Genomic DNA, 11,851 nt, shown 5'->3' with positions numbered 1-11,851 from the left:
CCGAAGCCGTTTCGACGTCCAGTTCCAGCACGAATTATAGGCGGAAAGACCGTTCGGGGTTCGGAGCCTCTACAAATGTTTCCGGGGGATGTCGTGAACTGGGGCTTTTGGACATGCGTGGGATTTTTGGCGGGGCCTCGACGGTGCTCGCCCTGCTTTTCTCGACTTCGGCTGCTGCGCAGGAATCCGAGGAACCGGCGCTCGACTTCGGTGCGACCTATCGCGCCGACCTGGTCGGCGTGGGCGCCGATGGCCGCAAGATGCGCAGCTTCGGTCTCGACGACCTGAACATCGAGGCGAATGGCGATCTCGAGCGACTGATCGGCTGGAAGGGCGCGAGCTTTCATATCGACGTGCTCAACAATCTGGGCGACCGGCCCAACGATGTGGCGGGCACGCTGCAGGGCGTCGACAATATCGAAGTCGCCTCGCCCAAGCTGCGCCTCTACGAATTCTGGCTCGAGCAGAAGATCGGTACCGCGACCACCGTGCGCGCCGGCCTCTACGACCTCAACAGCGAATTCTATGCCAGCGATGCGTCCGGCCTGCTGCTCGCCCCGGCGTTCGGCGTGGGTTCGGAGATCGCCGCGACCGGCCCGAACGGCCCCTCGATCTTCCCGACCACCGCGCTTGCGGTCCGCATCGAGCAGCGTTTCGGTGGCGTCGGCTTTGCGCGCGTCGCGCTGCTCAACGCCACGGCGGGTGCGCTCGGCGACGATCGCGGCTCGGCGCTCGATTTCCATCACGGCGCGCTGCTGATCGGCGAGGCGGGGCTGGAGAAGGACGGCAACAAGCTGGCCGTCGGCGCCTGGGGCTATAGCCAGAAGCAGGACGACATCGTCGAGACCGACGGTGCCGGCGACCCGATCCGCCGCAAGGCGCGCGGTGCCTATGTGCTCGCCGAGAAGACGCTGGGCGGCCAGGACGGACCGTTCGCCACCAGCCTGTTCGTCCGTGCCGGCATCTCCGATGGCAAGACCACGCCCTACAAGGGCGGCTGGCAGGCGGGCGTGCTCGCCACCCATGTCGTGCCCGGGCGCGACGACAGCCAGGTCTCGATCGGCGTGAACCAGGCCTATCTGTCGAAAGGCTATCGCGACCTGCTGCGCGGGGATGGCATCAACACCGCCGCGGCGGAGAATGCGGTGGAGTTCACCTTCTCCGACAAGCTCACCAAGTTCCTGACTTTGCAGCCGGATCTGCAATTCATCTGGAATCGTGGCGGCGACCGGGATGCACAGCGGGTCACCGTCGCCACGTTGCGGGCGACGCTGGAATTCTGATCGTTGGATTGCGCCAATATGGTGCGAGTATATCCGTAAAAGTGAGGAATTGAGCGGAGGGGATGATCTCCATAGGATTTGGCAGGTATTGAGGGATGCAGGGCATTACACTTGGTTATGCCTTGCATCCATCTCGATAAGACTTGGCGTGATTTGACAATTGACGCTGGTGTGTTGCGTTCATAGTTCACCTCGCCTCGGCCATGTAGGACCTGTCGAAATGCCCGTTACGTTTGCGCCGGCGCGTGTTCCGGCGACGTCCCCGCGCAAGCTGCGCGAAGTGCACAATCATCACTTCGATTCGACCGTGTGGAACGACCTGGTCTTTCGCCGCGACGATGTCGTGGTCGCGACCTATGCCAAGGCGGGCACGACCTGGACGCAGCAGATCGTCGCCCAGCTGATCTTCAACGGCGATCCCGAAGTGTCGGTCGCCGAGATTTCGCCCTGGGTCGATCTGCGCGTGCCGCCGGCGCTGGCCAAGCTCGCCGCGCTGGAGGAGCAGACGCACCGGCGGATCCTGAAGACGCATCTGCCGGTCGACGCGCTGCGCTTCAGCCCCAAGGCGAAATATCTCTATGTCGCGCGCGACGGGCGTGACGTGGCCTGGAGCCTGCACAACCATCATCTCCACGCGACCGACGCCTGGTATGCCGCGCTCAACGACACGCCGGGCCGGGTCGGCCCGCCGATCCCGCGCGCGAACCCGGATGTGGCCGCCTATTTCCGCGAATGGCTCGAGGCCGATGGCGCGCCCTTCTGGCCGTTCTGGGAGCATGTCCGCAGCTGGTGGGCGATCCGCGACCTGCCCAATGTCCATCTCGTCCATTTCGAGGCGCTGAAGCGCGACATGGCCGGCGAGATCCGCCGGATCGCCGAGTTCCTGGAGATCGACGTCGCGGCCAAGAGCTGGCCGCGCGTGCTGCGCCATTGCAGCTTCGACTGGATGAAGGCCAATGCCGGCCAGGTCGCGCCGCTGGGCGGCGTGTTCTGGGATGGCGGTGCCGAGACCTTCATCAACAAGGGCATCAGCGGCCGCTGGCGCGATGTCCTCACCGCCGAGGACATCGCGCGCTACGAGGCGGCCGCGCTGGCCGAGCTCGGTCCCGAATGCGCCGCATGGCTTGCGAGCGGTAGGGCGGCGTAACTGCCCCGCTTGCAGATCGAGGTCCGTGCGCCGAAGTAGGGCGCATGGACCTCGATGCACTGCTCACCCATTATTTCGGCACCGACGAACCCGAGGCGCTGGACGATGCCGTCCGCGAACGCGGCGAGGAGCGGCTGCGGATCGATTTCGGGGTGGAGCAGGAACCCTCGCGCAAGTTCGCGCTCTGGGTGGTGATGGAAGGGCTGGGCATCGCCCCGCTGCCCGCCGAGGCGTTCGACGAGGAGCCCGCGCTCAAGGCGGCGGCCGAGAGATATCTAGATGCCGCCTGGAGGCTGGATCGGGACTAGCACCCCCGGGGTCAGCTATTCTCCGCCTGCGCGCGCAGGCGAGCCTCGCGCTCGACGATCTCCGGGGTGAGCTCGGCGCCGAAATCGGCCATCTCGTAGAAGGGACGGATCTCCAGCTCGCTCGGGCCGGGCATCGGATTGGGGCAGCGCTTCGCCCAGGAAACCGCTTCGTCCATGTCCGCGACTTCCCACAGCCAATAGCCGGCGACCAGCTCGCGCGTCTCGGCGAAGGGGCCGTCGATCACAGTGCGGCCCGGGCCGTCGAACGCGATCCGCTTGCCGGCGGAGGATGGCTTGAGCCCGTCGCCGCCCTTCATGATCCCGGCCTGCACCAGCTCCTCATTGTACTTCATCATCGCATCGAGCAGCTCGGTCGAGGGCATCAGGCCCGCTTCGCTGTCCGCGGTCGCCTTGACCAGCACCATCACCCGCATCGTTCATCTCCTCATGGTTCGCACGAAGCGCCATTGCCTCGCATCCTGACGACGAACGGGCCGGATGGAAATCGACAGCGGGCGAGAAAAATTTCTCGCGGCGGGCTCAGCAGCCTTCGGTCAGCGTGACATGAAGCGTGACCGTGCGCCGGACCGTCGAGTCGAGCGACGACCCGACGGGCACCTCCGCTGTCCGTCCACCGAACAATCCGCTGATCGCGACCATGCCGATCGCGGTCCCGGCGGGAAGGCCGCCGTCGCGGCTCACCCGGCCATCGAGCCGGACGATGGTCTCTCCCAGCTGCAGGTAGAGCGGCCGCAATGCCAGCTTGCCCGAGGTGCCGAGCGCGCCGGTGCCGCTCGCATCGGTGATCTGCCCCTTGGCGGGCGTGCCTGCCGGGATCGCGACGACGCCGTCGATCTTCACGTCCTCGGCAACAGTGAGCGCCACCATGTCGCCGGTCGCGGCGCGCTTGCTCGACAGCCGCTCCGCAGTGAGCAGCCGGATCGCGGTGCCCTCTGCCAGCGTAAGGTCGCGCTCGCACTGCGCGACCGGTGCGGACCCGAGCAACGGGGCGAGCAGCAGCGCGGCGATCATCGCGTGCCGGCCGCCGGGGCGGGCGTCGCGACCGCTCCCGGCGCGCGGCGCCCCCCGGCGCCCGAGTAATCGAGAACGACCTCCTCCGCGACGAAGCTGCTGACGACTTCGCCGGCCTTGATCTTGGCGTTGTTGCCGCGGTGGAACAGGCCCATCAGGCCGCCGCTGAGCACGGCGCCGGCCACCGAGCCCTTGCGGCCCTTGCTGCTGATCTCGCCGTCGAGCGGGATCTCCACCTCGCCGAGCTGGACGTGCTTCAGCCGGGCGGTCATCTTCCCCGACTTGCCGAGGCCGCCGGCGTCGCTCGCGGTGACCACCTCGCCCCAGGCCGGCGTTCCCGCCGGGATCACCGTCCGGCCGCCGATCAGCACCGCGCTGCGCACCTGGAGCTTGATCGGCGTACCCGGCTTGGCATTCGCCGTGCTGACTTCGCGCGTCGCGATCAGCTCCACCGGCGTGTCGCGCGGCAGCGTCACCAGCAAGGCCGCCGGCGCGGTCACTGCCGCCACCGGAGTTGGTGTGGCCGTTGCTGCCGGAACATCCTGCGCAGCGGTATTGAAGGCCGCAAAGGCCATCAGGCTAAAGATCATGACAAGTCCCCCTCCGGGAAATATTCCCTTTGCCAAAGCATTTGGCAAGCGCTTGTCGAATTCCCAAGCTTGAGGCAGGTTCGCGTTACCCGAACGGGATTCGGGTTACCAAGGGGGACAATCATGAAGTTCACGCGTCTCGCGGCGCTCGCTGCCGTTTCGATTCTGGTGGCATCGCCGTCGCTGGTCTCGGCACAGGACAAGCAGGACAAGAAGGGCCAGAAGCACTATGTCGTCGTCAACGAGGACGTCGGCGTGCCGGTGTTCGCGACCGACCTTCCGGACCGCCCCTACAAGGTGATCGGCGAAGTGAAGGCCGGCGTCCGCAAGGCGACGATCTTCAGCAAGGAAGCGTCGCAGAGCAAGATCTACCGCGAGCTCTGGGAGCGCGCCGAGAAGCTGGGCGCCGATGCAGTGATCAACGCCAAGTACGGCGATTCGCACGTCAGCGCGTTCAGCTGGGGCAAGACCAACGCCACCGGCACCGCGATCAAGTTCCTGGCGCCCGGCGAGGCTCCGGCCCCGACTCCGGCAGCCGCCACGAACTAAGCGCCTCGTCGCTCCGACACGAGAAGCAGCCGCCGTCCGTTATGCCGGGCGGCGGCTTTTCGTGAGCGGCCCGCGCCGCGTCAGTCCTTGCAGACCTGGACCAGCGCCAGCCGCATCGGTTCGCCGCCAAAGCCGGGGAAGACCTGGTTCTCCACCGTGATGTTGCGGCACGGCTTGCCCTGCTTGTTGAGGATCGTCTTGCCGGGCTTGCGGGGAAGGGGCGTGGCCGCCCGGGCCGGACCGCGATCGGCGGGGCAGGCGCCCTGGGCGACCAGCTGCTTGTAGATCGCATCTTCCTGCGCCTTGGCCCAGGCATCGGCGCTCGCCTTTCCCTGGGCCTTGTGGCGGGCGACATAGCCATCGACCAGTTGCTTCTTCTGCGGGGCAGGCAGCGCATCGATCGAGCATTGGCCGCTACGCTGCGCGGCCGGCACGGCGCTTGCCTCCGCCAGCGGGGCGGGGCCGAGGATCAGCAGGGCGGCGGCAGGCAGATGGCGAAGCATGCATCTCTCCAACTCCCCGCCCGCACGCATGTCGCCAGAGACCCGTGACATCGGCAACCGCATACGGCCCGGATGGCCGCGCAAACCGCCCGGCTTGCCCCAAAGGAAGCCGCCGCCCGGACTGGCCGGACGGCGGTTGCAGGGTAGCAGGAAGCTATCGCGGACGCCGGATGGGCAGCCGGCGGATCGGCCGAATGCGTGCGTTGGTGACGGCGCCGAAACTGCGCAGATCCTTGAGGAAGGCGGCCGACAGGCTCCTGCCGGCATAGACGGGAAGCCGCTTGTTGGCGCTTGGGGAATAATAGGTGCCCGCCACCCATTCGATCTGGTCGGTGAAGCTCTTGGGCCCCTTCTTCAGGATCAGGAATTGCTGCTCGACCTTGCTGGGCTTCACGCCGATCGTATAGGCGACGATCTTGGCGGGTGAGGACACGCCGTGGTCCTTCGATGCGACGCGCCAGCCATTGCCTTCGGGAAAGGAGGCCGTGAGCAGATTGCCCGCGCCGCTCCACAGCACCTCGGCCCCGCCGCCGGACAGGGCGAAGCCGGGCGCGACATCGGCCCGCTCGGTCGGGTGCGCCGCGACCGCGCTTTGCTGTGACGTGAGCATCACCGTCGGCGCCGCGGCATTGTTGCGCGGACGGATGCCGATCGCATAGCCGGTCAGGACCGAGGTTTCGGCCACCGAATGATCCTTGCTCCGCGTCATCCAGGTGTTTTCCGAGACGGGATAGCTCGCGGTGAGCAGGCTGCCGTTCACGGTCCAGTTGGCGACCGCGCCGCCTCCAGTCATGGCGAAGCCGCTGGGCACTTTCACCTTCACCTCGGGATGCGCGGCCGGATCCGAATTCTCCTTGAAGATCTGGACGTCCCATTCGTCCTTGGGATCGCTCAGCCCGATCGCCCAGGCCTGGATCGTTGCAGGAGAAGCGACCGAGTGATCCTTGGCGCGTGCTCTCCAGGTGCGGCCGTCGGCGGGCCAGGAGGCCGTCAGCAGATTGCCTGCGCCGTTCCAGTTGACCCGGGCGCCGCCGCCGATGAGCTTGAAGCCGGCGGGCACCTGGGCGCTCGCCTCCGGATGGGCGGCGCTGGCCGAGACCGGGCCCGGGAAGATCTGGATGTTGAGCGGAGGGGAGGTGGGCGTCAGGTCGAAGGCCGGCACCGACTTGGAGGCGCCGCCCGTCGGCGTCGTGTTGATCGTGAAGGTGACACCCGGATAGCGGGCGGGCGGGCCTTCGACCTTGTTGCGCTTCACATTGGCGGTAAGCGGCTGGACCTTGATCGCCGCGCCCGGCACGAAGGGATTGGGGGCGACGACCTGCGCATCGCCATTTATGACGAAGCTTGTGACGGTCGGCCATTTGGTGGTTTCGTCGAAGGGAATGAAGGTCGCGGCGACGCTGATCTGCGACGGTTCGGTGGGATTGACCGTGGCGCTCAGATGCACGCCGGGAACATGCGCCTGCACGCAGGCGACCCAGGCATCGACGATGAGCGGGCTGGCGTTCTTCTCGACGAATTCCTGGCTGGATTTCTGATCGAAGCCAGTGATCTTTCCCTCTTTCAGATCCAGCTGAAATTTCTCGAAACTCTGTTTGTTGAAATTGGCGCCGACCGGGAAGCCCTGGATCGGGAAGGTCACGCCGGCACTGACCATCGAATTGACTTCCTCGAAGCTTCTGGTCTCCAGCCATTCGTTGAGCTGCTGCCAGGTCGAGCTGTCTTCCTTCTTGAAGATCGTGTTGAAGGCGCCGTCGCGCAATATTTCCGAGCATTCGTCGGCGTGGGCGGATTGAATCGCGGCAAGAAAAGTACCGGCCGCGAGCAGCATGTGCAAGCTTGAACCCATGGTTTTCTCCCAAGATCGAGAAGCTGTGAAGGTGATGTCAGACAAGCGAAATCGTACGCGAGATAATCATCTTCGCGCTTCGAAAGAGCAATTTCGACAATCAGGCTACGCTACGAGGAGAAGTCCGTGGCGACCTTGGAGACTCCGGCTTCACTGCGGATATCATCATGGCGAACCATTAAAGGCAAGCGTCGCGCGCACATAAAAAGACCGCCGCCCGGTTGCCCGGACGGCGGTCTTTTCTAGTCAGCGCTGGGAGCGGCTGAACTCAGGCGATTACTCGCCCTGGTTCAGATACTCGCCGGCGTCGGCATCGGTGCCATGGCCCGAGGGCACGACCGAGGCGAGCGGATCGCTGCCGGTGCCTTCGGCGTCACGCGCCGAGCGGGCGTGCTCGGCGGCGCGCTCCTCGGCGGCCGAGTTCGGCGCCACCAGCGCGTTCTGCAGCGCACGCTGCTGGACGCGGAGGGCAGCGTCGCGGCTCGTCGCGGCGACACGCAGGCGGTTCATGCCCGCGCCGGTGCCGGCCGGGATGAGACGGCCCACGATCACGTTCTCCTTGAGGCCGATCAGCGTGTCCTGCTTGCCCTGGACCGCTGCCTCGGTGAGGACGCGGGTGGTCTCCTGGAACGACGCCGCCGAGATGAAGCTGCGGGTCTGCAGCGACGCCTTGGTGATGCCGAGCAGGATCGGCTTGCCCTGTGCGGGGGCCTGACCCGGAGCCAGCTTCTCGTTGGTCTCGTCCATCTCCGAACGGTCCACCTGCTCGCCGGGGAGCAGGGTGGTGTCGCCGGCTTCGGTGATCTCAACCTTCTGCAGCATCTGGCGAACGATCACCTCGATGTGCTTGTCGTTGATCTTCACGCCCTGCAGTCGATAGACTTCCTGGATTTCCGACACGAGATATTCCGCGAGCGGCTCGATGCCGAGCACCTCGAGAATGTCGTGCGGATCGGGCGAGCCGCCGATCAGGTTGTCGCCACGCTTGACGTAGTCGCCTTCCTGAACGTCGATCACCTTCGACTTCGGAACCAGATACTCGACCACATCGCCGCCGTCCTCGGGCATGATGCCGATCTTGCGCTTGGCCTTGTAGTCCTTGCCGAACACGACGCGGCCCGAGACCTTCGCGATGATCGCGTTTTCCTTGGGCTTGCGGGCTTCGAACAGCTCGGCGACGCGCGGCAGACCGCCGGTGATGTCGCGGGTCTTGGCAGACTCGCGAGCGACACGGGCGAGAACGTCACCGGCCTGCACGGTCGCACCGTCCTCGACCGAGAGCACCGCGCCCGGCGCCAGCATGTAGCGGGCGGCTTCGGCAGCACCTTCGCCGGTCAGGGTCAGGCGAGGACGCAGATCCTCCTTCGACTTGCTGGCCGCGCGATACTCGGTGACGACGCGCTGGGCGATGCCCGTCGCTTCGTCGACCTGCTCGGTCAGCGTCTTGTTGTCGAGCAGGTCCTGGTACTTCACGACACCGCCGGTTTCCGTGATCACCGGCATGGTGAACGGATCCCACTCGGCCATGCGATCGCCCTTCGAGACGATATGGCCGTCGTCGAACATCACATACGCACCGTAGGGGATGCGATCGACTGCCAGCTCGCGGCCTTCCATGTCGAGGATCGCGATCTCGCCCGAGCGGCTCAGAACCACGCGGCGGCCACGCTGGTCCTCGATCAGGCGCAGGTCACGGAACTCGACAGTACCATCGACAGCTGCCTCGAGGTTCGAGGTTTCGTTCAGCTGCGCCGCACCACCGATGTGGAAGGTACGCATGGTCAGCTGCGTGCCCGGCTCACCGATCGACTGTGCCGCGATGACGCCGACGGCCTCGCCGATGTTCACCGGGGTACCGCGGGCAAGGTCACGCCCGTAGCACTTGCCGCAGACACCGATCTTGGCTTCGCAGACCAGCGGCGAACGGATCTTCATGCCCGGAATGTTCAGGGCTTCGATCTTCGCCACGGCCGGCTCGTCGAGCAGGGTGCCGGTCGGGATCACGACATTGCCGTCCTTGTCGACCACGTCCTCCGCGGTCGTACGACCGAGGATGCGCTCGCCAAGCGAAGCGATGGTCGAGCCGCCCTGCACGATCGCGCGCATTTCCAGCGCCCGCTCGGTGCCGCAGTCCAGCTCCATGATCACGCAGTCCTGCGACACGTCGACCAGACGGCGGGTCAGGTAACCCGAGTTCGCCGTCTTGAGTGCGGTGTCGGCAAGGCCCTTACGGGCGCCGTGGGTGGAGTTGAAGTACTCGAGGACGGTCAGGCCTTCCTTGAAGTTGGAGATGATCGGCGTTTCGATGATCTCGCCCGACGGCTTGGCCATGAGGCCGCGCATGCCGGCGAGCTGCTTGATCTGCGCCTGCGAACCACGCGCACCCGAATGGGCCATCATGTAGATCGCGTTGATCGGCTTCTCGCGGCCCTTGTTGGGGCCATCCTCGAAGCGCTTCACAGCCTTGATCTCGTCCATCATGGCGCCCGCCACCTGGTCGCCGCAACGGCTCCAGGCGTCGATCACCTTGTTGTACTTCTCCTGCTGCGTGATCAGGCCGTCCTGATACTGCTGCTCATAGTCCTTCACGAGGGCGCGGGTCTCGTCGACCATCGCTTCCTTGCTCGCCGGGATGATCATGTCGTCCTTGCCGAACGAGATGCCCGCCTTGAAGGCGTGACGGAAGCCCAGCGCCATGATCGCGTCGGCGAACAGCACGGTCTCCTTCTGGCCGGTGTGGCGATACACCTCGTCGATCACGTCGCCCACGTCCTTCTTGGTGAGGAGGCGGTTGACGGTGTCGAACGGCACCTTGTGCGACTTCGGGAGGCACTCGCCGAGCAGCATGCGGCCCGGGGTGGTCTCGAAGCGCTTGAGGTACTGGTTGCCCTCTTCGTCGGTCTGCGGGACGCGGCTGATCACCTTGGTGTGCAGGGTGACGGCACCGGCCTCGAGTGCCTGGTGCACTTCGGCCATGTCGCCGAGCAGCATGCCTTCGCCCGGCTCGCCTTCCTTGAGCATCGACAGGTAATAGAGACCCAGCACCATGTCCTGCGACGGCACGATGATCGGCTTGCCGTTCGCGGGCGACAGGATGTTGTTGGTCGACATCATCAGGACGCGCGCTTCCAGCTGGGCCTCGAGGCTCAGCGGAACGTGGACGGCCATCTGGTCACCGTCGAAGTCGGCGTTGAAGGCCGAGCAGACCAGCGGGTGCAGCTGGATCGCCTTGCCCTCGATCAGCACCGGCTCGAACGCCTGGATGCCCAGACGGTGGAGCGTGGGCGCGCGGTTGAGCAGGACCGGGTGCTCGCGAATGACTTCGTCGAGGATGTCCCAGACTTCCTTGCGCTCCTTCTCGACCCACTTCTTGGCCTGCTTGAGGGTCATCGAGAGACCCTTGGCGTCCAGGCGGGCGTAGATGAACGGCTTGAACAGCTCGAGCGCCATCTTCTTCGGCAGGCCGCACTGGTGCAGCTTGAGCTCCGGACCGGTCACGATGACCGAGCGGCCCGAATAGTCGACGCGCTTGCCGAGCAGGTTCTGACGGAAGCGGCCCTGCTTGCCCTTGAGCATGTCGGACAGCGACTTGAGCGGACGCTTGTTCGCACCGGTGATGGTGCGGCCACGGCGGCCGTTGTCGAACAGCGCGTCGACGGCTTCCTGCAGCATGCGCTTTTCGTTGCGGACGATGATGTCCGGCGCGCGCAGCTCCATCAGGCGCTTCAGGCGGTTGTTACGGTTGATCACGCGGCGATACAGATCGTTGAGATCCGAGGTCGCGAAGCGGCCACCGTCCAGCGGCACCAGCGGACGCAGTTCGGGCGGGATGACCGGAACGACGTCGAGGATCATCCACTCGGGGCGGTTGCCCGAATCGATGAAGCTCTCGACGACCTTCAGGCGCTTGATGATCTTCTTCGGCTTCAGTTCCGACTTGGTGACCGCGAGCTCCTCAAGGAGCTCCTTGCGCTCGCCTTCCAGGTCGAGATCCATGAGCATGATCTTGACCGCCTCGGCGCCGATGCCGGCCGAGAACGCGTCTTCGCCATACTCATCCTGCGCGTCGAGCAGCTCGTCCTCGGTGAGGAGCTGGAACTTCTCGAGCGGGGTGAGGCCCGGCTCGGTGACGATGTAGCTCTCGAAGTACAGGACGCGCTCGAGCTGCTTCAGCTGCATGTCGAGCAGCAGGCCGATGCGCGACGGCAGCGACTTCAGGAACCAGATGTGCGCGACCGGTGCGGCCAGCTCGATATGGCCCATGCGCTCGCGGCGGACCTTCGAGACGGTCACTTCCACGCCGCACTTTTCGCAGACGATGCCCTTGTACTTCATGCGCTTGTACTTGCCGCACAGGCACTCGTAATCCTTGATCGGACCGAAGATGCGCGCGCAGAACAGGCCGTCACGCTCGGGCTTGAACGTGCGGTAGTTGATCGTCTCGGGCTTCTTGATCTCGCCGAACGACCAGCTGCGGATACGGTCCGGCGACGCGATCCCGATCTGGATCTGGTCGAAGGTCTCCGGCTTGGCGAGCGGGTTCGCGAAGTTGGTAAGTTCGTTCATATTCTTTCGTCCCTCAGGAGGGTC

Annotated in this window: 9 protein-coding genes and 1 pseudogene; 4 read left to right on the top strand and 6 right to left on the bottom strand. The window is 65.5% G+C overall.

Annotation, left to right across the window (positions count from 1 at the left end):
• The first annotated feature begins 113 nt into the window (after nt 1-113).
• The 3 genes from ACEN8G_RS13275 (at nt 114) to ACEN8G_RS13265 (ending at nt 2,738) form a co-directional block, all read left to right on the top strand.
• Nucleotides 114-1,283, top strand: a complete 1,170-nt coding sequence (locus ACEN8G_RS13275; RefSeq protein WP_413414083.1) for a carbohydrate porin — start codon at nt 114-116, stop codon at nt 1,281-1,283.
• Nucleotides 1,284-1,503: 220 nt separating this feature from the next.
• Nucleotides 1,504-2,430 (top strand): sulfotransferase domain-containing protein, encoded by a 927-nt coding sequence (locus ACEN8G_RS13270; RefSeq protein ID WP_413414084.1) that lies wholly within the window; start codon nt 1,504-1,506, stop codon nt 2,428-2,430.
• A 44-nt stretch (nt 2,431-2,474) separates the two neighbouring features.
• On the top strand, nt 2,475-2,738 hold the full coding sequence (locus ACEN8G_RS13265; protein WP_413414085.1) for a hypothetical protein: 264 nt from the start codon (nt 2,475-2,477) through the stop codon (nt 2,736-2,738).
• 86 nt (nt 2,739-2,824) lie between these two features.
• Here ACEN8G_RS13265 and ACEN8G_RS13260 read toward each other — a convergent pair.
• The 3 genes and pseudogenes from ACEN8G_RS13260 to ACEN8G_RS13250 form a co-directional block, all read right to left on the bottom strand.
• A pseudogene (locus ACEN8G_RS13260) lies at nt 2,825-3,172 on the bottom strand (YciI family protein); the annotation flags it as partial.
• 106 nt (nt 3,173-3,278) lie between these two features.
• Nucleotides 3,279-3,770 (bottom strand): hypothetical protein, encoded by a 492-nt coding sequence (locus ACEN8G_RS13255; protein ID WP_413414086.1) that lies wholly within the window; start codon nt 3,768-3,770, stop codon nt 3,279-3,281.
• Complete coding sequence (locus ACEN8G_RS13250; RefSeq protein ID WP_413740585.1) at nt 3,767-4,360, bottom strand: hypothetical protein; 594 nt, start codon at nt 4,358-4,360, stop codon at nt 3,767-3,769. The genes ACEN8G_RS13255 and ACEN8G_RS13250 overlap by 4 nt, the downstream gene beginning before the upstream one ends.
• 123 nt (nt 4,361-4,483) lie before the next feature.
• On the opposite strand from ACEN8G_RS13250, the gene ACEN8G_RS13245 reads away from it, so the two are divergent.
• Nucleotides 4,484-4,909: a heavy metal-binding domain-containing protein gene (locus ACEN8G_RS13245; RefSeq protein ID WP_413414088.1), complete on the top strand. Its 426-nt coding sequence runs from the start codon at nt 4,484-4,486 to the stop codon at nt 4,907-4,909.
• 80 nt (nt 4,910-4,989) lie between these two features.
• Here ACEN8G_RS13245 and ACEN8G_RS13240 read toward each other — a convergent pair whose 3' ends face one another.
• From ACEN8G_RS13240 to rpoC, 3 genes are all read right to left on the bottom strand, one after another.
• Nucleotides 4,990-5,412 carry a hypothetical protein gene (locus ACEN8G_RS13240; protein ID WP_413414089.1) on the bottom strand — a complete coding sequence of 141 codons (423 nt, stop codon included), beginning with the start codon at nt 5,410-5,412 and terminating at the stop codon, nt 4,990-4,992.
• A gap of 154 nt (nt 5,413-5,566) precedes the next feature.
• Nucleotides 5,567-7,261, bottom strand: a complete 1,695-nt coding sequence (locus tag ACEN8G_RS13235) for a hypothetical protein (RefSeq protein ID WP_413414091.1) — start codon at nt 7,259-7,261, stop codon at nt 5,567-5,569.
• Between the two features lie 276 nt (nt 7,262-7,537).
• A complete protein-coding gene (rpoC, locus tag ACEN8G_RS13230) occupies nt 7,538-11,827 on the bottom strand; it encodes a DNA-directed RNA polymerase subunit beta' (RefSeq protein ID WP_413414092.1) in 4,290 nt (1,429 codons plus the stop codon).
• Between the last annotated feature and the right edge of the window lie 24 nt (nt 11,828-11,851).

This window comes from Sphingomonas sp. Sphisp66 (genome assembly GCF_047324325.1).
Taxonomy (GTDB): Bacteria; Pseudomonadota; Alphaproteobacteria; order Sphingomonadales; family Sphingomonadaceae; genus Sphingomonas.
This window is presented reverse-complemented; position numbering and strand designations above follow the sequence as displayed.

What these genes read in the sequence shown, in the direction of transcription:
- ACEN8G_RS13240 (WP_413414089.1), bottom strand. Translation starts at nt 5,412, where the DNA reads ATGCTTCGCCATCTGCCTGCCGCCGCCCTGCTGATCCTCGGCCCCGCC.
- ACEN8G_RS13245 (WP_413414088.1), top strand. Translation starts at nt 4,484, where the DNA reads ATGAAGTTCACGCGTCTCGCGGCGCTCGCTGCCGTTTCGATTCTGGTG.
- ACEN8G_RS13235 (WP_413414091.1), bottom strand. Translation starts at nt 7,261, where the DNA reads ATGGGTTCAAGCTTGCACATGCTGCTCGCGGCCGGTACTTTTCTTGCC.
- ACEN8G_RS13255 (WP_413414086.1), bottom strand. Translation starts at nt 3,770, where the DNA reads ATGATCGCCGCGCTGCTGCTCGCCCCGTTGCTCGGGTCCGCACCGGTC.
- ACEN8G_RS13275 (WP_413414083.1), top strand. Translation starts at nt 114, where the DNA reads ATGCGTGGGATTTTTGGCGGGGCCTCGACGGTGCTCGCCCTGCTTTTC.
- ACEN8G_RS13250 (WP_413740585.1), bottom strand. Translation starts at nt 4,360, where the DNA reads ATGATCTTTAGCCTGATGGCCTTTGCGGCCTTCAATACCGCTGCGCAG.
- ACEN8G_RS13265 (WP_413414085.1), top strand. Translation starts at nt 2,475, where the DNA reads ATGGACCTCGATGCACTGCTCACCCATTATTTCGGCACCGACGAACCC.
- ACEN8G_RS13270 (WP_413414084.1), top strand. Translation starts at nt 1,504, where the DNA reads ATGCCCGTTACGTTTGCGCCGGCGCGTGTTCCGGCGACGTCCCCGCGC.
- rpoC (WP_413414092.1), bottom strand. Translation starts at nt 11,827, where the DNA reads ATGAACGAACTTACCAACTTCGCGAACCCGCTCGCCAAGCCGGAGACC.